The 22,521-nt window shown below is 67.7% G+C and carries 19 protein-coding genes, 1 tRNA gene and 1 pseudogene; 10 read left to right on the top strand and 11 right to left on the bottom strand.

Annotated elements, in window-relative coordinates:
* Positions 1-202: BrnT family toxin (locus AC1DSO_RS11910; protein WP_477069019.1), on the top strand; the 202-nt coding region annotated here is incomplete at its 5' end.
* Positions 153-434, top strand: a complete 282-nt coding sequence (locus tag AC1DSO_RS11915; protein WP_477069020.1) for a BrnA antitoxin family protein — start codon at positions 153-155, stop codon at positions 432-434. The genes AC1DSO_RS11910 and AC1DSO_RS11915, both read left to right, overlap by 50 nt.
* A 40-nt stretch (positions 435-474) precedes the next feature.
* Here the strand turns inward: AC1DSO_RS11915 and AC1DSO_RS11920 are convergent.
* From AC1DSO_RS11920 to AC1DSO_RS11935, 4 genes are all read right to left on the bottom strand, one after another.
* Positions 475-551: transfer RNA gene (locus tag AC1DSO_RS11920), tRNA-Met, on the bottom strand.
* Positions 552-595: 44 nt separating this feature from the next.
* Positions 596-1,648: a glycosyltransferase gene (locus tag AC1DSO_RS11925; RefSeq protein ID WP_477069021.1), complete on the bottom strand. Its 1,053-nt coding sequence runs from the start codon at positions 1,646-1,648 to the stop codon at positions 596-598.
* A gap of 88 nt (positions 1,649-1,736) precedes the next feature.
* The gene (locus AC1DSO_RS11930; RefSeq protein ID WP_477069022.1) at positions 1,737-2,852 is read right to left on the bottom strand and encodes an NAD(P)/FAD-dependent oxidoreductase; all 1,116 of its coding nucleotides are present in this window, start codon (positions 2,850-2,852) and stop codon (positions 1,737-1,739) included.
* Between the two features lie 197 nt (positions 2,853-3,049).
* On the bottom strand, positions 3,050-3,340 hold the full coding sequence (locus tag AC1DSO_RS11935) for a hypothetical protein (protein ID WP_477069023.1): 291 nt from the start codon (positions 3,338-3,340) through the stop codon (positions 3,050-3,052).
* 136 nt (positions 3,341-3,476) lie between these two features.
* Here AC1DSO_RS11935 and AC1DSO_RS11940 point away from each other — a divergent pair, with 136 nt between their 5' ends.
* Positions 3,477-4,658: a DUF418 domain-containing protein gene (locus tag AC1DSO_RS11940; RefSeq protein WP_477069024.1), complete on the top strand. Its 1,182-nt coding sequence runs from the start codon at positions 3,477-3,479 to the stop codon at positions 4,656-4,658.
* 132 nt (positions 4,659-4,790) lie between these two features.
* Here the strand turns inward: AC1DSO_RS11940 and AC1DSO_RS11945 are convergent, their stop codons facing one another.
* Positions 4,791-8,240, bottom strand: a complete 3,450-nt coding sequence (locus AC1DSO_RS11945) for an indolepyruvate ferredoxin oxidoreductase family protein (RefSeq protein ID WP_477069025.1) — start codon at positions 8,238-8,240, stop codon at positions 4,791-4,793.
* Positions 8,241-8,382: 142 nt separating this feature from the next.
* On the opposite strand from AC1DSO_RS11945, the gene AC1DSO_RS11950 reads away from it, so the two are divergent.
* From AC1DSO_RS11950 to AC1DSO_RS11970, 5 genes are all read left to right on the top strand, one after another.
* A complete protein-coding gene (locus tag AC1DSO_RS11950) occupies positions 8,383-8,880 on the top strand; it encodes an Lrp/AsnC family transcriptional regulator (RefSeq protein WP_035045585.1) in 498 nt (165 codons plus the stop codon).
* Between the two features lie 178 nt (positions 8,881-9,058).
* Positions 9,059-10,600: a type 2 periplasmic-binding domain-containing protein gene (locus AC1DSO_RS11955; RefSeq protein ID WP_477069026.1), complete on the top strand. Its 1,542-nt coding sequence runs from the start codon at positions 9,059-9,061 to the stop codon at positions 10,598-10,600.
* Positions 10,597-10,998, top strand: coding sequence for a hypothetical protein (locus tag AC1DSO_RS11960; RefSeq protein WP_477069027.1), 402 nt, complete (start codon positions 10,597-10,599; stop codon positions 10,996-10,998). Before AC1DSO_RS11955 ends, AC1DSO_RS11960 begins: the two co-directional genes overlap by 4 nt.
* 10 nt (positions 10,999-11,008) lie before the next feature.
* Positions 11,009-11,413: a hypothetical protein gene (locus AC1DSO_RS11965; protein ID WP_477069028.1), complete on the top strand. Its 405-nt coding sequence runs from the start codon at positions 11,009-11,011 to the stop codon at positions 11,411-11,413.
* A gap of 132 nt (positions 11,414-11,545) precedes the next feature.
* Positions 11,546-12,442 (top strand): pirin family protein, encoded by an 897-nt coding sequence (locus tag AC1DSO_RS11970; protein ID WP_477069029.1) that lies wholly within the window; start codon positions 11,546-11,548, stop codon positions 12,440-12,442.
* 56 nt (positions 12,443-12,498) lie between these two features.
* On the opposite strand, the pseudogene AC1DSO_RS11975 reads toward AC1DSO_RS11970, so the two are convergent.
* Positions 12,499-12,607, bottom strand: a pseudogene (locus AC1DSO_RS11975) (hypothetical protein); the annotation flags it as partial.
* A gap of 52 nt (positions 12,608-12,659) precedes the next feature.
* On the opposite strand from AC1DSO_RS11975, the gene AC1DSO_RS11980 reads away from it, so the two are divergent.
* Positions 12,660-13,688, top strand: coding sequence for an adenosine deaminase (locus tag AC1DSO_RS11980; RefSeq protein WP_477069030.1), 1,029 nt, complete (start codon positions 12,660-12,662; stop codon positions 13,686-13,688).
* Between the two features lie 127 nt (positions 13,689-13,815).
* Here the strand turns inward: AC1DSO_RS11980 and AC1DSO_RS11985 are convergent, their stop codons facing one another.
* From AC1DSO_RS11985 to AC1DSO_RS12000, 4 genes are all read right to left on the bottom strand, one after another.
* On the bottom strand, positions 13,816-14,799 hold the full coding sequence (locus AC1DSO_RS11985; RefSeq protein ID WP_477069031.1) for a DegT/DnrJ/EryC1/StrS family aminotransferase: 984 nt from the start codon (positions 14,797-14,799) through the stop codon (positions 13,816-13,818).
* Positions 14,800-14,917: 118 nt separating this feature from the next.
* Positions 14,918-16,474, bottom strand: coding sequence for a class I adenylate-forming enzyme family protein (locus tag AC1DSO_RS11990; protein ID WP_477069032.1), 1,557 nt, complete (start codon positions 16,472-16,474; stop codon positions 14,918-14,920).
* Positions 16,475-16,645: 171 nt separating this feature from the next.
* Entirely contained in the window at positions 16,646-18,724 is a 2,079-nt protein-coding gene (locus AC1DSO_RS11995; RefSeq protein ID WP_477069033.1) for a 3-hydroxyacyl-CoA dehydrogenase NAD-binding domain-containing protein, read from the bottom strand.
* Positions 18,725-19,130: 406 nt separating this feature from the next.
* Positions 19,131-20,153, bottom strand: a complete 1,023-nt coding sequence (locus tag AC1DSO_RS12000; protein ID WP_477069034.1) for a zinc-dependent alcohol dehydrogenase family protein — start codon at positions 20,151-20,153, stop codon at positions 19,131-19,133.
* 122 nt (positions 20,154-20,275) lie between these two features.
* On the opposite strand from AC1DSO_RS12000, the gene AC1DSO_RS12005 reads away from it, so the two are divergent.
* The gene (locus tag AC1DSO_RS12005; protein ID WP_477069035.1) at positions 20,276-21,181 is read left to right on the top strand and encodes a LysR family transcriptional regulator; all 906 of its coding nucleotides are present in this window, start codon (positions 20,276-20,278) and stop codon (positions 21,179-21,181) included.
* Positions 21,182-21,257: 76 nt separating this feature from the next.
* On the opposite strand, the gene AC1DSO_RS12010 is transcribed toward AC1DSO_RS12005, so the two are convergent.
* Positions 21,258-22,484 carry a serine hydrolase domain-containing protein gene (locus tag AC1DSO_RS12010; protein WP_477069036.1) on the bottom strand — a complete coding sequence of 409 codons (1,227 nt, stop codon included), beginning with the start codon at positions 22,482-22,484 and terminating at the stop codon, positions 21,258-21,260.
* Between the last annotated feature and the right edge of the window lie 37 nt (positions 22,485-22,521).

Consider the following 22,521-nt stretch of genomic DNA (forward strand, 5'->3'; position numbering starts at 1 on the left):
GTTCGATGGCGAGGAGCTCACCCTGCCCGACGATCGGGCGGACTATGGCGAGGATCGTTTTTTCACCGTTGGCTTCCTCGATGGACGAATGGTTCTGACCGTCTGGACACCACGCGGCGAAGCTCGCCGCATCATCTCGATGAGAAAATGCAATGCCCGAGAACAAGACAGATTCAGAGGATTCTTGGATCGACCCGGATGATGCGCCGGAATGGACCGACGATCATTTCGAACGGGCACAGTTCAGCATCGGCGGAAAGGTCGTCAGGCCCGCCAACGGCACATTCATGCGCCCAGGTCGCCCCAAATCCGAACGCCCTAAGCAGCAGGTCACCCTACGGCTCGACCAGGACGTGCTCGAAAGGCTGCGCGCGACCGGTCCCGGCTGGCAGAGCCGGGCGAACGAAATCCTCAAGAAGGCGGTCGGCGCCTAGCCTGGAAGGTTTTGAATTCTAAGGAAAAAGTAGTCCGTCCTGGTGGCGGGGGGCGGGATCGAACCGCCGACCTGTGGGTTATGAATCCACCGCTCTAACCATCTGAGCTACCCAGCCATCGCCAGGACGGACGCGGGTCATACCTCCGAGCGGGCCCCGCATCAAGCCTTGGATAGCATTCCATCCAAAGCCGCTTCCAAGCGCCGCGCCAGCTCGTCCGGGCCGTATTGGCTCAGCACCAGATCCCGCGCCGCCGCGCCCAGGCGGCGGGCGGTGTCGCGGTCGCCGATCAGCTCGCCCAGGGCTTCGCCCAGCCGATCGGGGTCGTCGTCGGGGACCAGACGCCCCGTGACGCCCTCCTTCAGGATCTCTATCGGCCCGTCGATCTCGGACGCCACCACCGGCAGGCCCACGGCCATGGCCTCCAGCAGGGTCAGGGGAAAACCCTCCTGGTGCGAGGGAAAGGCGAACAGGTCGCCCGTCGCCAGGAAACCGGCGATGTCCTCGGTCCAGCCGACCAGCTTGACGCAGGGATCCAGGTCCAGCTCTTGGATCAGGGCTTCCAGGTCGTCGCGCTCGTCGCCCTCGCCAGCGATCTCGCAGGTGACGTCGTAGTCCCAGGCGCGCAGCTTGCCGACCGCGCGGATCAGGACGTCGAAGCCCTTCTTGGTGTGCAGGCGGCCGGCGGCGACGATCTTGATCGGCTGGCCTTCGGCGTGGGTGAATGGCGCGGCGTGGGACCGGGGCGGCGTCACGGCGTTGGGGATGAAGTGGACGTGGTCGGCGGGCGCGCCGCGCTCGATCGCCAGCTTGGCCAGGTGCTGACCGACGCACAGATAGTGGACTCCCGGAACCACGTCGAACGAGGGTTTGTGCAGGCAGACGGCCTGGACCACGCCCTTCGGCGCGGCCTTGGCGAACACCCGCGCCGGGCGCTGACCGTGGCTGAGGACCAGCTGCGGCTTGGCGGTCCGCGCCAGGACACGCGCCGCGCCGACGGTGATCGGGTCCCAGTCGGTGAAGGCCGGCATGGTCGCCAGCGGCGGCGTCCGGCCAGCTTGAGCCGCGGCCATCTTGCCGCCCGCGCGCACCACCCCGACGCAGCGTCCGCCGCGCTTGGCGGCCCAGGCTTCCAGGATCGGCTGATAGTCGAGAAACACCTGCTCCAGACCGCCCAGACCCTTGCCCAGCATGGCGTGCAGGATGTTGGTCAAGGCGGGCTCCGGGGAGGCGTTACGGCCGGCGACCATCGGGGGGCGCGGTCGTGGTGTCAACGCGGGAGCGGGGCGGTGTGATCCTCGCCTACCGGCCCAACAACCGCTTCGCCACCGCCTCGCCGATCGCCAGCGAGCTGGTCAGGCCCGGGCTTTCGATGCCGAACAGGGCCATCAGGCCCTCGAAGCCGTGGTCCTCGGACCCGCGCAGTTGGAAGTCGGGCTGCGGCTCGTCCGGGCCGTGCAGCTTGGGCCGCACGCCGGCGTAGTCGGGTGTCAGGGCGCCGTCGGGCAGGCCCGGCCAGAACTTGCGGATATAGGCGGCGAACGCCTCGGCCCGAGCCGGGTCGACCGCGTAGTCGGGCGCGGGCACATATTCCAGGTCCGGTCCGAACACCGCCTGGCCGCCCAGGTCGTTGCGGTAGTGGGTGCCCAGCGCGCCATGGATCGGCGGCGGATAGATCAGCCGCTGGAACGGCGCCTTGCCCATCAGGCGGAAATAGACGCCCTTGCCGTAGTGGGCCTTGGGGATGTGGTCGGCCGGATAGCCTTCGATGCGGCCGGCGACCTCCTGCGACGACAGGCCCGGCGCGGTGACGAGCAGGCGGCAGGTCAGGCTGGTGGGATCGGCGCCGCCGGCCCGCACCGTGAAGCCGCCGCCCGGCAGAGCGTCGGCGCCCTCGAACGGCGTCGACAGCACCACCGCCCCGCCGGCGGCCTCGATCTCGCCCTGCAGGGCCAGCATGTAGTCGTGGCTGGCGAACACGCCGCTCTGCGGCGACAGCAGCGCCGCGTGGGCGTTGAGGCCAGGCTCCATCGCCCGCGCCTGCTGGCCGGTCAGCCGTTCCATGCCCTCGACATCATTGGCCAGGGCCTGGTCCCAAATCGCGTCGAGGCGGGGGATTTCATCCTCGCTGGTGGCCACCACCAGCTTGCCGCAACGCTTGTAGGCGATCCCGTGGACGTCGAGGAAAGCGTACAGCAACCGCCGCCCTTGCACGCACAGCTTGGCCTTCAGCGAGCCGGTCGGATAGTAGAGCCCGCCGTGGATCACCTCGGAATTGCGCGACGACACGCCCTGGCCGATGTGGGCCTGCTCCTCCAGCGCCGCGACGATCAGGCCGCGCTTGGACAGGGCGTAGCCGCAGGCCAGGCCCACCGCGCCGGCGCCGACCACGACGGCGTCGAAATCGAATTCGCTCATGAGGGCACCTTAGCCGAGGTCGCGCGCCGCGCCAGCGCATCCCATACAATCCGATCTCCCGGCGAAAGCCCGGGCCCAGATTCATCCAAAGCGGTTTGGGATGACGCGCCCACGATCCTAGTCAGGGCCGTAAACGTTGGTGGGTTCGATCTGGGCCCCGGCTTTCGCCGGGGAGATCGGAGACAGAAAACCGCACTTCAATTCCTCAAAGGTCGGGCCTTCAAGTTAGCCAGCATCTCGGACAGGAAGGTCTTTCCATCAACGCATTCGTTCGCGTCGATGACTTCCGCCTCGAGGTCGTCGAGCAGCGCCTCGAGCTTGTCCGAGCCGCCGACGATCTCGGCCGCCCGGCGGTAATTCAGCTCGGCCAGCTCGGCCGCGACGCCCTCGTCCAGCGACGCGAACTCGCCGCGCTCGACCCGCGCCTGCAGGTCGGCGGCATCCTCGGCGCTGAGACGCACCGTCACGGGGTTGGTCGGCTTGTTCATGGCCGAAAGCCTAGCACGAACCTCCGCCCATGCCACCGGCCCCACATTGACAGCGCTGACAGTTTTGACATGGTCAGACCTCGCGACGAGCATATCTGACAAGCTCGCGCGCTTTTGTTTCTTTGGGGGGAAACGCATGACGGACACGACGCTGGCCACGCCCGCGCGCAACGCGCTGATCGACACCCTGCGGGCCTTCGCCCTGATCGGCGTGTTCATGGTCCACATGTTCGAGCAGTTCGAGATCTACTGGGCCGCGCCGAACCAGAACCTGACCCATACGATCTTCACCACCTTCCTGATGGGCAAGGCGTTCAGCTTGCTGACCCTGTGCTTCGGTCTCAGCTTCTTCATCCTGATGGACCGGGCGGCCCGGCGCGGGACCAATTTCTCGGGCCGGTTCGCCTGGCGGATGGCGGTGCTTGCCCTGATCGGCCTGGCCCACAGCCTGGTCTATCGCGGCGACATCCTGATGGTGCTGGCCCCGCTGGGCCTGCTGCTGATCCCGTTCTACCGGGTCAGCGGCAAGGTCGTGCTCACCGTCGCCGCCGTCCTGCTGGCCCAGCCTTGGCTGTGGTTCGAGACCGCGAACGCCGCCGCGGGCGCGGCCTGGGCCAACCAGCCGTTCCAGCACTGGGGCGATACCGGCCCGGCCTTCTACCGCACCTCGGGCCTGGCCGAGACCCTGGCCTGGAACGTCGGCGCGGGGCAGACCTTCAAGTGGCTGTTCTTCCTCGAGACCGGCCGGATCTTCTCGATCCTGGGCCTGTTCCTGGTCGGGCTGATGCTGGGCCGGATCGGGTTCTTCGATACGCCCGAGCGGTTCAAGACCCAGCGCCGCATCGCCCTGGCGGTCCTGGCCGTGGTCGCCGTCGCCGCCCATTTCGGGGCCGAGCCGCTGGCCAGCCTGCTGCCGGACGCGACCCGCGCCCCGATGGCGCGAAAGCTGGCCGCCGCCGCGATCGGCAACTGGTTCGACGTTTCGCTGATGGGCGTCTACGTGCTGGTGATCACCGAGCTCTACCTAGGCCCGGCGCGCAAGCTGCTGGAGCGCCTGGCGCCGATGGGCCGCATGACCCTGACCTTCTATGTCACCCAGTCGCTGGTCTGGGTTCCGATCTTCTACGGCTTCGGCCTGGGCGTCTGGGCGACCCTGCCGCAAGGGACGGCGCTAGGACTGGCGGCCGGGTTCCTGGTCGTGCAGGCGGTGATCGCCACCCTGTGGTTCCAGCGCTTCCACTACGGCCCGCTGGAGTGGCTGTGGCGCGCGGCGACCTACGGGACGGTGAAGGTGCCGTTCGTGAAGGCGGCGGCCTAGCGCCCCCTCCGTCGCGCCGCGTATCCGCGGCGCGCCACCTCCCCCGCTTCGCGAGGGAGGATGAACCGCCCCCCTCCTCACCCGTGAAACGGGGGAGGTGGCGCGATGCGCAGCATCGTGACGGAGGGGGCGCTAAGCCCCCGTCCCGCCCCACTGCTCCCACAGCTTCGCTTCCGCCGCCTTGGCGGTGACCACCGAAGCGTCCTTCACGTGGCCGTAGCCGCGGATCTGCTGTGGGATCTCGGCGATCTTCACGGCCAGCGGCAGGCTCTCGGTCGAGAGGCCGGCGGCCAGGCGGTCGAGGCCGACCTCGTAGCTGGCCATCAGGCCGCGTTCCATCTTGCGCTCCTCGGTGTGGCCGAAGAGGTCGAGGGCGCCGCCGCGCAGGCCCTTCATCTTCGCCATCAGCGGAAAGGCCAGGTCCAGCATCCAGCCGCCGAAGGCGATCTTCTTGGGCTTGCCGTCCGGACCCTTGGGGGCCAGCAGCGGCGGCGACAGCCAGACCTTGGCCTTGCCGCCCTTGAAGGTCCCGGCCAGCTCGGCCGCGAACCGGCCGTCGGTATAGAGCCGCGCGACCTCGTACTCGTCCTTGTAGGCCATCAGCTTGTAGAGGTTGGTCGCCGCCGCGCGGGTCAGCGGCAGGGCGCCGTCCGGTCCGCTGACGGCCACTTCCGCCGCACGGATCTTGGCGACCTTGTCGGCGTAGCGCTGGGCGTAGGCGGCGTTCTGATAGGCGGTCAGCTCGCGGATCCGGTGGGCGATCAGCTCGTCCAGCGGCATGGTCTCGGGCGTGGCGATCTTGTCTTCCTTGACCTCGACGGACGTCGGATCGTGGGCGACGCGGCGGCCCAGCTCGAAAGCCTGCAGGTTGGCGTCGGCGTCGACGCCGTTCAGCTTGATGGCGCGGTAGAGGGCGCGGCTGGAGACCGGGATCACCCCGCGCTGCCAGGCGAAGCCGACCATGATCATGTTGGCGTAGATGGCGTCGCCGAACTGGGTCTCGGCCAGGCGCTGGGCCGGGCAGGCGTCGAAGGTCTGGGTCGCGCCCTTGACCCGGCGGGCCATGGCGCCGCTGTCGAACTTGACGTCGCGGCTGGTGACGAAATCGGCGGTGGGCGCGAAGTCGTTGTTGCCGAAGGCGCGCGTGCGGTCCTTGGCATACAGCGACAGGCCTTCTGGCGAGGCGGCCACCAGCAGGTCGCAGGCGATCAGCACGTCGGCGCTGGCGGCCGGCACGCGGCCGCCGACGATCGTCTCTTCCGTCTCGCCGATCTTGACGTGGCTGAACACCGAGCCGCCCTTTTGGGCGAGGCCCGTCATGTCGACCACGCTGCCGGCGCGGCCGTCGATGTGGGCGGCCATGGCCAGGATCGAGGCCACGGTGGTGACGCCGGTGCCGCCGACGCCGGTGAACAGGATCTTGCGCACCCCGATCAACGGCTCGAACTCGGGCAGCGGCGTCGACTCGGCGGTCAGCGCCGCCGGCATGGTCTTGGACTGGGCGTTCTCGGCCCCTTCCAGGGTGATGAACGAGGGGCAATAGCCCTCGACGCAGCTGTAGTCCTGATTGCAGCTGGACTGGTTGATCTTGCGCTTGCGGCCGAACTCGGTGGCCAGAGGCTCGACCGAGACGCAGTTGGACTTGACCGAGCAGTCGCCGCAACCTTCGCAGACCAGCGGATTGATGAAGACGCGCTGGGTGGCCTTGGCCATCGAACCCCGCTTGCGGCGGCGGCGCTTTTCGGTGGCGCAGGTCTGGTCGTACAGCAGCACCGTCACGCCCCGCGTGTCGCGCAGCATCTCCTGCACGCGCATCAGGTCCGAGCGCGGGAAGACCTCGACCCCGGGAGCCAGGTCCTTGACGCCCTCGTAGCGGTTCAGCTCGTCGACGACGATGACCGTCTTGGTCACGCCCTCGGACGCCAGCTGGCGGGTGATCTGGGCGGGGGTGAAGCCGCTCTCGGCGCGTTGGCCGCCGGTCATGGCGACGGCGTCGTTATAGAGCAGCTTGTAGGTGATGTTGGCCTTGGCCGCGATCGCGCCGCGGATCGCCAGCGAGCCGGAGTGGTTGTAGGTGCCGTCGCCCAGATTCTGGAAGACGTGCTTCTCGCTGGTGAACGGCGCCGCGCCAACCCAGGTCAGGCCCTCGCCGCCCATGTGGGTGTTGAGGTCGGTCATCGGGTCGTTGAAGCCGGCCATATAGTGGCAGCCGATGCCGGCCAGGGCCCGCGAGCCCTCGGGCAACTTGGTCGAGGTGTTGTGCGGGCAGCCCGAACAAAAGAAGGGCTTGCGGGCCTGGTCGGCGGCCAGGCTGACGGCGGCGACGCCGGCGGCCGAGACCCGGTTCAGATAGGCCCGGGCCCGCTCCATGTGCGGGCCGTCGGGCAGGCGGTCGTAGATGGCCAGGGCGATTTCGGCCACCGACAGGGCGCCGAGTTCGGAGAGCAGCGGCCCGCCCTTCTCGTCGGTCTTGCCGATCACGCGCGGGCGCGCCTGGGCGGGGAGGTCATAGAGGGCGGCCCGGGCCTGGGGCTCGATCAGGGCGCGCTTGTGCTCGATGACCATCAGGGTCTCGAGGCCGGCGGCGAAGGCGCGCAGGCCCAGCGGCTCCAACGGCCAGGGCATGCCGACCTTATAGATGGAGACGCCCAGGTCGGCGGCTTCCTGCAGGGTCATGCCCATGGCCGTGAAGGCTTCCAGCACGTCCTTATAGGCCTGGCCCTGGCAGACGATGCCCAGGCGGGCCTTGCCCACGCGCACGTGCGAGGCGCCCAGCACCACGCGGTCGATCTGGTTGGCGCGGGCGAAGGCCAGGGCGGCGGGCAGCTTGTGCAGCCGCATCCGCCGTTCCTTCTCCATCGGCTGGTCCTTCAGTCGGATGCCGAGACCACCGGGCGGAAAGGCGAAGTCGGGGATCACCGCCTTGTGACGGTTCAGCGAGACGTCGATGGTGACGCCGGAATCCATGGTGTCGGCCAGGGCGATCATGCCCGTCCACAGGCCCGAGAACCGCGACAGGGCGATGCCGAGGACGCCGTAGTCCAGCACCTCCTGGACGTCGGCCGGCGACAGCACCGGCATCTCGAAGTCCTGGAAGGCGAACTCCGATTGCGACGGCAGGGTCGAGCTCTTGCAGCCATGGTCGTCGCCGGCCACCGCCAGCACGCCGCCGGTCGGGAAGGTCCCGGCGAAATTGGCGTGCTTGAAGACGTCGCCGGTGCGGTCGACGCCGGGGGCCTTGCCGTACCACATGCCGAACACACCATCATAAAGCGCGCCCGGGAACAGGTTGGCCTGCTGGCTGCCCCACACGGCGGTGGCGGCGAGGTCCTCGTTGAGGCCTTCCTGGAAGACCACGTCGTGCGCGGTCAGCAATTTCTTGATGCGCGCGGCCTGCTGATCCAGGCCGCCCAGCGGCGAGCCGCGATAGCCGGACAGGTAGCCGCCGGTGTTCAGCCCCGCGAGGCGATCCAGGCGCTTCCGATCCAACAAAACCCGGAGCAAAGCTTGCACGCCGGTGATGAAGGCGCGGCCATCTTCGAGCACATATTTGTCGTCTAGCGTGACTTCCGAGTGCCGCATGGCAAAAATTTTCCTCCTGGGTCTTCCCGCCCGCTACGCAATATCTTATAGAAGCCCGGAAATTGTTTGCCCAAGGCGTGCCCGACTCGTGGCCGTTTTGCGCAAAATTGGAGCGTCAACGCCCACTTGGGGGAGGAATTTCTTGTCCGAACAACTCGACGCCGTGGATGCCAAGATCTTGGATCTCATCCAACACGACGCCGGACTGTCCGTCGCGGAGATCGCCGAGCGTGTCGGCCTGTCGTCCAGCCCCTGCTGGCGCCGGATCAAGCGCCTGGAAGACGCCGGAGTCATCCAGCGCCGCGTCACGATCCTGGACCGTGAAAAGCTCGGTTTGGGCTTCGAAGTCTACTGCACCGTCAAGCTGTCCCTTCCGACCAAGGAAAATCTGGACACGTTCGAACAGGCGGTCGGCAAGTGGGCCGAGGTCGTGCAATGCGCCACCGTGACCGGCGCGGCCGACTACGAGATGCGCATCGTCACCCGCGACATGCGCGCCTTCGACGAATTCCTGCGCGACAAGCTGCTGTCGCTGGGCCTGGTCAGCAATATCGAGAGCCGCATCGTGATCCGCGGCGTCAAGAACTCGACGGCCGTGCCGCTGGGCCTGGTCAGTCCCTATGTCAGCCCGCTGGGCTAGAACAGCGGCGGCGCCTTGCGCCCGCCAAACCCAAACACCTGATTTCCATCACCCTTCAAGGCCTCGCGCGATCCCGCGCGGGGCCTTGAATTTGCGGTCGCCAATTCGCGTCATAATTACAGTAGGCGCCAAATACACTTTGGAGTAGCATCCCGTTGAAGCCTATCGGGAGGGCGCCATGGTGTCGTGGATTGCGTGTCGGCGTTGGTTCGGAGCCCTGATCGGCGCCGTCTCTTGCTGGGCGGGCGCCCAGACGGCGCTGGCCGGCCAGCTCATTCTGAAGAACACGTCGAACGCGACGATCAACTGCACGGTCGACGGCTGGACGGTGGCCACCGGCGCCAGCTTCGACTGGATCATCCAGGTCCAGCCGAACAAGCCGTTCTATGTCGGCCAGAACACCACCCGGCCCGGCGGCCCGATCATCAACTGGGCCCAGTGCGGGAACCTGCCCCAGACCCGGCAGATGAACATCACGCCCTCGGGCCCCAACCAGAGCCTGGTGCTGAATGGCGCCCAGACGCGGGTGCTGAACGTCTCGCTCTATCCCTATCTGCCCACGACCCCCGGCGACGATTTCGAGAGCCTGGTCGCCTATGTGGTTCAGACCTACCAAGGCCAGAACCCGCAGGTGCTGCTGAACGCGGTGCTGAACCAGGACGTCAACATCTACAGCTTCTCGGTCCTGCCGACGCTGCTGAACGCCCAGGGCTTCGACGTCATCGAGCTGGACACGCTGTATCTGGGCTTCCTGGCCGGCCAGAGCCTGATCAATCCGGCCCAGGTCACCGGCGACGCGCCGCTGCCGGTCGCCGCCAACGCCGCCTCGATCAACGGCCAGCTCTATGGGATCCCCAGCTGGCTGTGCATGGACTTCATCTATTCGGCCAACAGCGCCATCCAGCAGCAGACCAGTCTGTCGTCGCTGCTGCAGTTCCTATCGACCCAGCCGAGCGATCGGCCGCAGCTGGTCGGGACCTACAACGGCAGTTGGCGGCTCCCGTCGATCTATATCAACGGCTATGTGCAGACCTATGGCTACGGCCAGATCGCCCAGGCGATGCAGATGCCGCCGAACAACGCGGTGATCGGCAACCTCGTGTCGCTGAGCAACACCTGCGCCTATCAGAACGTCAACAACTGCACGAACGACTACTATCACAACCAGCCCAACGGCTCGACCGAACAGGTCTTCGCGACAGGCCAGGCCAGCAGCGACATGGGCTTTTCCGAGCAGTCGTTCTTCGTGAACTACTACGGTCCGGTGACGCCGCTGTACGTGACGCCGGCGCCCTGGGGCCAGACTCCGCAGCCCCTGCTGTACAGCGACGCCTTCGTGTCCAGCGCCGCGACCTGCGCCCAGGCCACGCCTTGCGCGACCGACGCCACCAGCTTCACCACCCTGATGACTGGCCTGCCGATGAAGAACTACATCGTCTCGTCCCAGGACCTGCCGCAGGGTTCGCCCTGGCGCACCTTGCTGGTCTCGAACGCCTCGTTCTGGACCCAGCCGCAGATCATGAACAACGCCCTGTACCAGCAGTATGGCCGGGTGTTTCAGACGGCCCAGCCTTTCCCCAACACCTTCACGGCCCAGCAGCAAACCACCATGGCCTCGCAGGTCTGCGGCGCCCTGAAGGCGCAGCAGCCGGCCTTCGTGTGCAAGACCGCCGTGGCCGCCACCCGCGTCAAACCCAGCCTCAAGAGGAGCCGCCAATGAGCGTCGGTCCCGTATCCGGCAACGGCGTGGCGGTGACCCTGCCGCCCGGCAAGACCGCCATTTGGACGGTCACCACCCAGGCCGCCTACAACCAGTTCGTCAAGCTCGTCGACGCCTCCAGCGCCACGGTCTTCCAGGCGACGGGATCCTCGCCGGGCGGGCACTCGCCCACCCAGATCGGCGAGGGCTCGTTCGTGGTGGGGGCGAACGGCGCTTGCCTGCTCTATGTCGGGATCAACGGCGGCCAGCAGTGGTCGTCGGTCCTGTGGGACGAGATCACCGTCTCGCTCGGCGCCACGATCATGTGCGGCAACTTCAACTTCATCTCCGAAGACGGCGCCGACCAGGACTTCAACGACAGCCACGTGTCGATCACGTGGTTCAACAGCATCGGCTGAGGAGGCGACCATGTCGATCGGACCCGTCAGCGGCGCTGGAATCGCCGTCAACCTGCCCCAGGGCAAGATCGTCTTCTGGTCCGCCGTCGTGCAGGCGGGCTACCAGCAGTTCATCCAGGTCAAGGACAGCAGCGGAGCGGTGATCTTCACCGCCCAAGGCGCCAGCACCGGCGGCGGGCAGCCCACCCAGATCGGCCAGGGCTTCTTCCAGGCCGCCGATCCATCCAACAACTACACGGTCTGGATCGGGACCAACGGCGGCCAGCAGTGGTCGCAGGTGCTCTACATGCAGGACACCCTGAACAGCGGCGCGACCATCTACATGGGCAAGTACCTGTTCAACAGCGAGGACGCCGGCGACAACGACTACAACGACACCTGCCTGCAGATGCAGTGGTTCCAGTACGTCGGCTAGCCGGACCGGCGGGCCGCTCGGTGCGGATCGCCTGCCCGAGGCTTCGAACGCGACGACGGGCGGCGCATCTTTCGACAAGACGACGCCGCCCGCTCCCGGCTAAGTTCCGCGCATCTTCGCCGGAGCCTACCCATGATCGACCTCGTCTTCGAAGCCCGCCGCAAGGACCTCGGAAACTTCGAGGTCGGGCGGGTCCTGCCGTTCCACGCCCATCGCATGGTCGGGCCGTTCACCTTCCTCGACCACATGGGCCCGGCCGACTTCCTGCCGGGCTTCGCCAAGAACGCCGACGTGCGCCCCCACCCGCACATTGGCCTCTCGACCTTGAGCTACCTGTTCGCGGGCGAGATCACCCATCGCGACAGCGTCGGCTCGCTGGCGGTGATCAAGCCGCACGAGGTCAACTGGATGACCGCCGGCAGCGGCATCACCCACTCCGAACGCTTCGAAGGCCTGCGCGAGCACGGCGGCCGCATGGACGGCATGCAGGCCTGGGTGGCCCTGCCCAAGGAATTCGAGGAAGTCGATCCCAGCTTCACGCACCACGAAGGCCCGGCCGACCTGCCCTACTACGAGAACGGCGGCCTGAAGGCGCGGCTGATCGCTGGCGAGGCGTTCGGCGCCAAGGCCAATGTGCCGGTCTATTCGCCGCTATTCTACGTGCACTGGGAGCTGGAGCCGGGCACGGTCGCGGCCCTGCCGGCCGAATATGCCGAACGCGCCGCCTATGTCGCCGCCGGCCGGGTCGAGGTCGACGGCCGCGAGCTGGTCACGGCCCAGATGGCCGTGTTCGCCCCCGGCGACACCATCGTCTTCAAGGCGATCGAGCGCTCGACCGTCATGCTGATGGGCGGCGAGCCGATCGGTCCGCGCTTCATCGAGTGGAACTTCGTGTCCTCGTCCAAGGACCGCATCGAACAGGCCAAGGCCGACTGGCGAGCCGGCCGCATGAAGCTGCCCGACCTTGACCACGACGAGTTCATCCCCCTGCCCGAAGGCCCGTCGCCGCCCGCCAACCCGATGTCGTGAGGGCCAGCAGGCCGGCGACGCGGCCAAGCGCGGCCGCGCACTAGCGATTTAAAGCTTCCCTCTCCCCTTGCGGGAGAGGGTGGCCCGAAGGGTCGGGTGAGGGGTCGCACCGGCGACGCCTAGAAACCCCTCATCCGTCAGCTTCGCTGACACCTTCTCCCGCAAGGGGAGAAGGAGACGGTTGAAACCGTCAGCGGCAGGGGCTCATAACTCCCCCATGACCGACACCGCTTTCGCCCAATTCGTTCGCGGCCTGCCCAAGGCCGAGCTGCACATGCACATCGAGGGTAGCCTCGAGCCCGAGCTGATGTTCGCGCTGGCCCAGCGCAACGGCATCACCCTGCCCTACGCCTCGGTCGACGAGATCCGCGCCGCCTACGCCTTCTCGAACCTGCAGGACTTCCTGGACATCTATTATCAGGGCGCGGGCGTGCTGCAGACGGCCGAGGACTTCAAGGACCTGGCCCTGGCCTATTTCAAGCGCCTGGCCGAGGACGGCGGGACCCACGCCGAGATCTTCTTCGACCCCCAGACCCATACCGATCGCGGCATCGCCTTCGGCGTAGTGATGGAAGGCCTGCTGGCCGGGATGGACGAGGCGGAAAAGACCCTGGGCGTCACGTCCAAGCTGATCCTCTGCTTCCTGCGCCACCTGTCGGAAGACAGCGCCTTCGAGACCCTGGAGCTGGCCAAGCCGTGGCTGAACAAGCTGGCGGGCGTGGGCCTGGACAGCTCGGAGGTCGGCCACCCGCCGGCCAAGTTCGCCCGCGTCATGCAGGCCGCCCGCGATCTCGGTCTCAAGGTCGTGGCCCACGCCGGCGAGGAAGGCCCACCCGAATACGTCTGGGAAGCCATCGACCTAGTGAAGGTCGACCGCATCGACCACGGCAACCGTGCGCTGGAGGACGAGGCCCTGACCGCGCGCCTGGTCAAGGACGGCACCACCCTGACGGTCTGCCCGCTGTCGAACCTGAAGCTGTGCGGCGTGCCCAGCCTGGACGTCCACCCGCTGAAGAAGATGCTGGCCCTGGGCCTGAAGGCGACGGTGAACTCCGACGACCCGGCCTATTTCGGCGGCTATCTGCTGGAGAACTACCTGGCGACGGCCGACGCGGTGGGGCTGACACGGGACGAGATCGTCACCCTGGCCAAGAACAGCTTCACGGGCTCGTTCTTGAGCGAGACGGAGAAGGCCGAACGGGTGGCGAGGGTGGAGAAATACGCCCACGAAAACCCTCTCTCTTAGAGAGAGGGAGGGGCCCGCCGCGAAGCGGTGGGAGGGTGAGAGGTTACGAGGCTTCAGGCTTCGGCGCGGACTTGGTGAGGGTGTAACCCCTCACCCCTACCCCCCTCCCTATGGGAGAGGGATCAAATCAGGCCACCGCACCCCTTAGCGCATCACACAGCCGGTCCAGCGCCTCGATATCCAGGCTCGGATCCAGGGTCAGCACCACGGTCGAGGCCGCCAGGTGGTCGGCGACCGGCGTGCCGTCGGTGTCCAGCGCATGGTCGCGGACAGCGCAGCTGGCCGCGACACCCGCCGCCTGGAGCTTCCAGGCCACGGCCCCGGCGTCGTCGGTGGGCAGGCTCAGCGCGCAGGTCGGCGAGATCCAGCTCATGCCCCAGCCCGGCTGGAAGCCGACGCCGCTGTCCAGCAGCAGGACGCGCAGTTGCTGGGCCGTGCCGCACAGGCGCTGACGCAGGCCCGGCCACGTGGCCAGTCCGTCGTCGCCGACGAACGGAGCGGCTTCGATGGCGTTGACCGGGGTGGCGTCCTCGCAGGCGACGAACACGCCCTGCCCAGCGGGCAGACCCACTAAAACAGGAACAGGCGCCTCGATCACCACGTCGAAGGCGCCGGCGGCGTCGACCAGGATCGGCAGGCCGGTCTCGGCGCGGAAGGCGGCCCAGGCGCGCATGTCGGGAGCGCGGCCGTGGGCGGCGGCGGGAACGATGGCCTCCAGCGGGCCGGAAGCCTCGGGCAGGCGGGCGCGCAGGTGACCGGTGTCGAACATGGCGCTGAACGGGTCGACGTCGACCAGCCAGGCCTTCAGGCCCGCGGCGGCGACGCCAGCCAGGGTTTCGGGATCGGCCAGGGCCGAGACGACACAGACGCCGCCGGGCCGCACGCCCATGGCCTTCAGCGCGGCGGCGGTGGCCTCCACGCGGTCGGCGAAGGCGCGGGCGGCGACGGGACGGGCGAAGCGGCCCGCCAGGCGCTGGTCAAGATCGGAAGCATGGCCGGCGGCGCCCAGCGCCTTGGCGACGGCGTCGAAATCGATCGGGACTCCCGGGGCGCGAAGGCGAGTCTTCCCTTCAGGGGAGGCGATCGGAGCGGCGGCGGGCTTCGGGAGCATGGCTTCTGGACGCGTTTCTCGACGAACCGGGCGACCTGATGGCCGCACCATATGGTTAAGCAACCGTATTCATCGATTCCACCTGGCCTAATGCGGCGCGCCGTCGCGGCAAAAATAGCTAGGCGGTAGGCGAGTTTTGCCAGGTGTCGCGCAGTTCCCGCTTCAGCACCTTGCCGATGTGGCTGCGCGGAAGACTGTCGACGATCTGCACTTGGGCCAGTCTTTGCGTCTTGCCGACCTGGCCGTTGACGAAGGTCTTGATCGTCTCGGGCTCGGCGGGCGCGCCGGGCTTCAGCGCCACGAACGCCACCGGCGTCTCGCCCCAGGCGTCGGAGGGCACGCCGACCACCGCCGCTTCCAGCACGGCCGGATGCTGGACCAGCACCGCCTCCAGGTCGGACGGATAGATGTTGAAGCCGCCGCTGATGATCATGTCCTTCTTGCGGTCCATCAGCGTGAGAAAGCCGTCCTCGTCGAAGCGGCCGACATCGCCCGTGCGGATGAAGCGTTCGCCCTCGGGCGAGGTCCAGGTGGCCTCGGCGGTCTTGTCGGGGCGGCCGTGATAGCCGTTCATCATGCCGGCCGAGCGGCCGACGATCTCGCCGACCACGCCGGGACCGACCTCCCCGCCGTCCTCGTCGATCAGGCGGATGTCGTGGCCCGGGGCCGGGCGGCCGACCGTGTGCAGCTTGTCTGGATGTTCGTGGGCCATCAGGATGCAGGTGCCGCCCCCCTCCGTCATGCCGAAATACTCGACCAGGCCGCCGGGCCAGCGCTTGAGCACATCGGCCTTCAGCTCGGCCGCGAACGGGGCGCTGGTGCAGAACTTCACGTGGGTCGAGGACAGGTCGTAGGCGTCGAAGTCGGGCCGTTCCATCAGGCGGCGATACTGCACCGGCACCAGCATGGTGTGGGTCATGCGGTGTTTCTGGGCCAGCTCCAGATACTTGCCGGCGTCGAACTTCCTCATCAGCACCACGGTCCCGCCACCGGCCAGGGTGGGGAAGAAGCAGACCAGGGTGGTGTTCGAATAGAGCGGCGTCGACAGCAGGGTCACCGCCTCGGGCCCATAGCCGACCGCGTCGCCCCGGAAGACGTGCTTCCAGCGCATGCCGTGCGACTGGACGATGCCCTTGGGCGTGCCGGTCGTGCCGCTGGAATAGATGATGTTGAACGGCTGCTCGGGACCGATGGCGACCGGCGTCGGCCGCGCGTCCACCGGGGCGAGCCAAGCCTCGAACGCCTCGCCAGCCGCCGAACCGTCGAGCGCGATCTGGCGGACGGGGATCGGCGCCGGCGCTTGCGCCTCGGCCACGCCCGCGTCGAGGAAGACCAGCCTGGCCCCGCAGTCGGCGACCATGCCGGCGATGGCCTCGGGGGTCGAGGACGGCGCGATCGGGGCCACGGCGACGCCGGCCCGCAAGGCGCCCAGGAACACCGCCGCATAGGGGATCGACGACAGGGCGCAGACGGCGACGGCTTCTCCCGCCGCGATCCCGTCACGCTGCAGGGCGGCGGCGACGCGGTCAACGAGGGCGTCGAACTCGGCGTAGGTGACGGCCTCGCCGGTCTCCATGATCACGGCCGGATGGTTGGGACCTTCCTGGGCGCGGATCCGCAGAATGTCGCCCAGGGTGCCGTAGTCGGCGGACATCATGGCGGCGATGGTGGTCATGGATGGTCTTCCTGAAACGCAAAAACCCGTGTCATCCCGGAAGCCTCGCAGAGGCTGTCCGGGACCCAGGGGGTGCGTGAACGCCGTGCGCGCCGCCCCTGGGTCCCGGCTCTACGCGCTGCGCGCTACGGCCGGGATGACACGCTATTAGAAATTGGGAGGGCCGAGCCCCTAAGCGTCCTTGAACCCCTTGCCCTCGGCTGCCAGCCGTTCCAGCAGGGCCGACGGCTTGAAGTCGTCGCCGTGGGCGGCTTGGAATTCCTTCATCTTGGCCAGGATCTTATCCAAGCCCACCAGCTCGCCCCAGAACATCGGGCCGCCGCGATAGACCGGCCAGCCGTAGCCGTTGATCCAGACGATATCGATGTCGGACGCCCGGATGGCCTTGCCTTCCTCCAGGATCTTCGCGCCCTCGTTGACCATCGGATACAGGCAGCGCTCCAGGATCTCCTGGTCGCTGATCGCGCGGCGCTGGATCTGGCGCTTCTCGGCGAAGTCCAGGATCAGCTGCTCGACCACGGGCGAGGGCTTGGCGTTGCGGTTCTCGTCGTAGTCGTAGAAGCCCGCACCGTTCTTCTGGCCGCGGCGGTCCATCTCGCAGAGCACTTCGCGCACCGTCGAGGACGAGGTCTTGGCCGGGTCCCAGCCAATGTCGAGGCCAGCCAGGTCACTCATGGCGAACGGCCCCATCGGCAGGCCGAAGTCGTACAGCACCCGGTCGACGTCCCACGGCATGGCGCCTTCCAGGATCAGCTTCTGGGCCTCGCGCTGGCGCTGGGCCAGCATGCGATTGCCGACGAAGCCGTGGCAGTTGCCGACCAGCACCGCGACCTTGCCGATCTTCTTGCCGATCTGCATCGCGGTCGCGATCACCGACTTGTCGGTTTTCTCGCCGCGCACAATCTCCAAGAGGCGCATGACGTTGGCCGGCGAGAAGAAGTGCAGGCCGATCACGCTCTCGGGGCGCGAGGTCGAGGCGGCGATCACATCGATGTCAAGATACGAGGTGTTCGAAGCGAGGATCGCGCCGGGCTTGGCGATCTTGTCCAGCTTGCCGAACACCTCCTGCTTGATCTCCATCAGCTCGAACACGGCCTCGATGATCAGGTCGCAGTCGGCCAGGTCCTCGAGGTTCATCGAAGGGGTCAGCAGGCCCATGCGCTTTTCGACGTCGTCGGCCGTCAGCCGGCCCTTCTTGGCGGTGTTCTCGTAGTTCTTGCGGATGACCCCGACGCCGCGCTCCAGGTTCTCCTGTTTGGCCTCGATGATCGTCACCGGCACGCCGGCGTTGAGGAAGTTCATCGAGATGCCGCCGCCCATGGTGCCGGCCCCGATCACGCCGACCTTCTTGACGGGGATGGTCGCGGTGTCGTCCGGCACGTCGGGGATCTTGGCGGCCTGGCGCTCGGCGAAGAACACATAACGCTGGGCGGCCGACTGGCTGCCGGTCATCAGCTCCATGAACAGCCGGCGCTCTTCCTTCAGCCCCTCGTCGAAGGGCAGGTTCACCGCCGCCTCGATGCACTTGATGTTGGCCTCGGGCGCGTGGAAGCCGCGGAACTTCTTGGCGTTGGCCTTGCGGAAGTCGGCGAAGATCGCGGGCTTGCCGCGCGCGGCCTCGACCTTGTCGTTCAGCTCGCGGACCTTGTTCAACGGCCGGTCCTCGGCCAGCACCACGCGGGCGAAGGCGATGGCCCCATCGCGCAGGGCGCCTTCCTCGACGATCGAGTCGAACAGGCCCATGGCCAGGGCCGCCTTGGCCGGCACGTGCTGGCCGGTGGTGACCATCTCCAACGCCTTCTCGACGCCGACGATGCGCGGCAGGCGCTGGGTGCCGCCGGCCCCCGGCAGCAGGCCGATGTTCACTTCCGGCAGGCCCGCCTTGGCCGACGGCACGGCGACGCGGTAGTGGGCGACCAGGGCCACTTCCAGCCCGCCGCCCAGCACCGTGCCGTGGATCGCCGCGACCACCGGCTTGGGCGAGTTCTCGATGACGTTCTGGACGTCCTGCAGGGTGGGGCCGGTCATGGCCTTGCCAAACTCGGTGATGTCGGCGCCGGCGATGAAGGTCTTGCCCTCGCAGATCAGCACGATGGCCTGGACGGTCGGATCGGCGATGGCGGCCTCGAAGGCGCCCTTCAGCCCCTCGCGAACGGCGGCCGACAGCGCGTTGACCGGCGGCGAGTTCAGCGTGACGACGCCGATGTCGCCTTCGACGGAAAGATCGGTGACGGCGTTGATCGCGGCCATGGCGGTTCCACCCCTGCTCTTGGTTTGAACGGTTGTTTGAAGCCAGCCTGCATGGTCCGGCGAAGATGTCCAGACCTCCGTCACGGCGCCCCTGCGCGAAGCGCCGCCCGTTGACGGATTTTCCAACATACTACAAATTCGAAAAGAGAGTTTCAGCCGAGATCATCCGGAGGGCGGATGCGGCGGCCGCGTGGGGGCGTGGCGTCGCATTTACCTGATATCCAGAGAGAATGATCCGCGCTGGGGAGGACGTTCGCGGGAAGTCATGGGCTTTGGACGCGACTTGCACGCGTCCTGACATTTCGAAGCCGGTGATTCCGCGAGCGTGGCGTATTGCTCGCAATGCGTCGGACTTAGGTAAAGCGCAACTCGGCGCGGGAGGGCATCCCGCGCCGCTTCTTTGTCTTCAGACCGTCAGCACGATCTTGCCGAACGGGCCGCGATCCAGGTGCGCCAGGGCCGCCGGCAGTTCGGCGAAATCGTAGATCTGGTCGATGACCGGCTTCAACGCGTGGGCGTCGGCGAAGCGGACGAAGTCCTCCTGGGCCCGGCGATGGCCGACCACGATGCCGCGCACGCCGACCTGCTTCAGCAGCAGCGGATAGACCGAGCCGCTCAGGGTCTCGCCGTCCAGCAGGCCGATCACGGCGATCTGGCCGCGCACGGCCACCGCCGTCAGGGACTGGCCGAAGCTGGCCCCGCCAGCCACTTCCAGCACGTGGTCGACGCCGCGCCCTTCCGTCAGGTCGACGGCGGCCTGGGCCCAGTCGCCGGTCCGGCGGTCGATCCCGTGGTCGGCGCCCAAGGCCTTGGCCCGCTCCAGCTTGGCCGGGTCGCTCGAGGTGACGATGGCGCGCGCTCCGGCCGCCTTGGCGATCTGCACGCCGTACAGCGAGACGCCGCCGGTGCCTTGCAGCAGCACCGTCTGGCCAGGCGCCAGATGGCCCTCCTCGACCAGGGCGAACCAGGCGGTGACGCCGGCCACCGGCACGGTGCTGGCCTCCGCGTCGGTCATGGTGGTGGGGGCGGCGGTCAGGGCCTGCTCGGACAGGACCACGTACTCGGCCGCGACGCCCGGATACTTGCCGCCCAGGGTCGGATAGCCGGGCGCGGCGGCGCTGCCGGACGGCCGACCGTCGATCCAGTGCGGGATGAAGGTCGAGATCACCCGGTCACCGGCGGAAAAGCGGCTCACGCCCTCGCCGATCGCCGCGACCTCGCCGGCGAGGTCGGAGACGGGCGTGAACGGGAAGTTCAGCTGCATGCCCATGCCGTTTTCCAGCACCAGCTTGTCGCGATAGTTCAGCGAGATCGCCCGGGTCCGGACCAGCACCTCGCCCGGCCCCGGCGTCGGGATCGAGGCGTCGCCGAGGGTCAGGCGGTCTGCGCCCAGCCGGTCGATGGTCCAGATCTTCATCCGCTCGCTCATGGTCTGTCTTCCTTGCCGTGGCCGTTCGGGCCGATCGGTGGAACCATAGGCGCGCAATATTTCTTCAGTGGCGCTATGTTTTCCGATCATTGTAGACATCATGTCGTCAATAGGAGGCGATCATGAGCGAACGGCTGGCGGGCGTGGCCGCCTTCGTCGAGGCGGTGGAAGCCGGCGGCTTCGCGGCGGCGGCGACGCGGCTGGGCCAGTCGCGCTCGACCGTGGGCAAGACCATCGCCCGGCTGGAGGCCCGGCTGGGCGTTCGCCTGTTCCACCGCTCGACCCGCAGTCAGAGCCTGACCAACGACGGCCAGCTGTTCTACGAGCGCTGCGTGCGGGCCCTGGCCGAACTGGAGGCCGGCGAGGCGGCGCTGGAATCAGGACGCGCCGAGCCGTCGGGCAAGCTGCGGGTCACCGCGCCGGTGATCTTCGGCCGCCGCTGCGTCGCGCCGATCCTKCTGGAGCTGGTCCGCGCCTATCCGGGCCTGGAGCTGGAGATGGCCTTCAGCGACCGCCCGGCCGACCTGATCGAGGACGGCTTCGACCTGGCCGTCCGCAACGGCGCCCTGCCCGACAACAGCGGGCTGATGGGCCGGCGCGTGGCGGGCCAGCGCATGACCGTCTGCGCGGCGCCGGCCTATCTGGATCGCGCGGGCCGGCCCGAGACCCTGGACGAGATCGCCGGCCATGCGTGCCTTGTCTACGGCCGCAGCGACCGTCGGCGCAGCTGGCGCTTTCCGGTGGACGGCGGGCCCGAGATCGAGCTGTTCACCGCCAGCCGCGTGCGCTTCGACGACCTGGAGGCCCTGACCGACGCCGCCGTCGCCGGCCTGGGCCTGGCCTGGCTGCCGTGCTGGATGGTCAACGACCACGTCGCGGCCGGGCGGCTGGAGCGGGTCCTGAAGGATCGTCCCGGGCTGGTCTTCGACACCCACCTGATCTGGCCCCGCGCCCCGCACTTGCCGCTGCGCGTGCGCGCGGCGATCGACGCGCTGGCGGCCGGGTTGCCGCGGTACATGCTGCCGTGAATTTAACCCATCCTGTCATCCCGGCCGTAGCGAAGCGGAGAGCCGGGATGACACAGGGTTGGTTTTGATGGGCTCCCTACCCCGCCGCCTCCGTGAACGACGAATACACCAGCGTCCGCAGCTCCCGCCGGATCGGGTATGAACTCGACGGCATCAGCTGGGTCAGGAAGACCACGGCCAGGTCCTCGACCGGATCGACCCAGAACGCCGTCGAGGCCATGCCGCCCCAGAAATATTCGCCCAGCGAGCCAAGGTTCTTGGTCCGGGCCTGGTCGATGGTCATGGCGAAGCCGAGGCCGAAGCCCAGGCCCTCGAACACCGCCTCGCTGAACAGCGACCGCGAGGACTGCACCAGCTCCTTGGCTCCCGGCAGGTGGTTCATGGTCATCAGCTTGATGGTCTTGGGACTGAGCAGCCGCGCCCCGTCCAGCTCGCCGCCGTTCAGCAGCATCCGGCAGAAGCGCATGTAGTCGTCGGCCGTCGAGATCAGGCCGCCACCGCCGGACTTCACCGACGGGTCCTTCAGGAACGGGCTCTTCTCCGGATCGTCCTGCAGCACCACCTTGCCCGACGGGGTCAGGGCGTAGCAGGCGGTGAAGCGGTCGCGCTGGTCCTCGGGCACGAAGAAGCCGGTGTCGACCATCTTCAGCGGGTCGAAGATCCGGGTCTTCAGGAAGACGTCGAACGGCATCCCCGAAATGAGCTCGACCAGATAGCCCAGCACGTCGGTCGAGACCGAATAGTTCCAGGCCTCGCCCGGCGAGAACTCCAGCGGCACGGTTCCCAGGGTGTCGACGAAGCCCCGCAGCCCGCCCTCGCTGTCGATCCCGTCCAGTTTCAGCTTGCGATAGGCGGCGTCGACATTGGTGCGCTGCTGGAAGCCGTAGGTGAGGCCCGAGGTATGGCGCAGCAGGTCGAGGACCCGCATCGGCTCGGTCGCGCGCTTGGTCTGGAACGTTCCGGCCACGCCGCCGGCGAACACGCCCAGATCGCGCCAGGCCGGGATGAAGCGGTGAACCGGATCGTCCAGGGCCGCCAGCCCGTCCTCGACCAACATCATGAAGGCCACGCTGGTGACCGGCTTGGTCATCGAATAGATGCGGAACAGGCTGTCGGCCGCCAGCGGTTTTCCCCGCTCGACATCGGCGCTGCCTAGAACAGAGGTATAGGCCAGTTGCCCGCGCCGCCAGACCTGGGTCAGGGCGCAAGGCAGTTTACCGGTATCGATATACTTGGCCTTGATGAAGCTCTCGATGCGCTTCAGTCGGTCAGACGACAGTCCCACGGCTTCCGGCGTACTCAAATCCCTGCGCTCCCCTTTTTGACGACTTTTGTTGGCT

The organism is Caulobacter sp. P4_E5, from assembly GCF_056401555.1.

Coding starts and splice junctions, on each gene's coding strand:
- AC1DSO_RS11955 (WP_477069026.1), top strand. CDS start 9,059: ATGGTGTCGTGGATTGCGTGTCGGCGTTGGTTCGGAGCCCTGATCGGC.
- AC1DSO_RS11990 (WP_477069032.1), bottom strand. CDS start 16,474: ATGACCACCATCGCCGCCATGATGTCCGCCGACTACGGCACCCTGGGC.
- AC1DSO_RS11960 (WP_477069027.1), top strand. CDS start 10,597: ATGAGCGTCGGTCCCGTATCCGGCAACGGCGTGGCGGTGACCCTGCCG.
- AC1DSO_RS11945 (WP_477069025.1), bottom strand. CDS start 8,240: ATGCGGCACTCGGAAGTCACGCTAGACGACAAATATGTGCTCGAAGAT.
- AC1DSO_RS11940 (WP_477069024.1), top strand. CDS start 3,477: ATGACGGACACGACGCTGGCCACGCCCGCGCGCAACGCGCTGATCGAC.
- AC1DSO_RS11970 (WP_477069029.1), top strand. CDS start 11,546: ATGATCGACCTCGTCTTCGAAGCCCGCCGCAAGGACCTCGGAAACTTC.
- AC1DSO_RS11935 (WP_477069023.1), bottom strand. CDS start 3,340: ATGAACAAGCCGACCAACCCCGTGACGGTGCGTCTCAGCGCCGAGGAT.
- AC1DSO_RS12000 (WP_477069034.1), bottom strand. CDS start 20,153: ATGAGCGAGCGGATGAAGATCTGGACCATCGACCGGCTGGGCGCAGAC.
- AC1DSO_RS11915 (WP_477069020.1), top strand. CDS start 153: ATGCCCGAGAACAAGACAGATTCAGAGGATTCTTGGATCGACCCGGAT.
- AC1DSO_RS11995 (WP_477069033.1), bottom strand. CDS start 18,724: ATGGCCGCGATCAACGCCGTCACCGATCTTTCCGTCGAAGGCGACATC.
- AC1DSO_RS11985 (WP_477069031.1), bottom strand. CDS start 14,799: ATGCTCCCGAAGCCCGCCGCCGCTCCGATCGCCTCCCCTGAAGGGAAG.
- AC1DSO_RS11930 (WP_477069022.1), bottom strand. CDS start 2,852: ATGAGCGAATTCGATTTCGACGCCGTCGTGGTCGGCGCCGGCGCGGTG.
- AC1DSO_RS11980 (WP_477069030.1), top strand. CDS start 12,660: ATGACCGACACCGCTTTCGCCCAATTCGTTCGCGGCCTGCCCAAGGCC.
- AC1DSO_RS11965 (WP_477069028.1), top strand. CDS start 11,009: ATGTCGATCGGACCCGTCAGCGGCGCTGGAATCGCCGTCAACCTGCCC.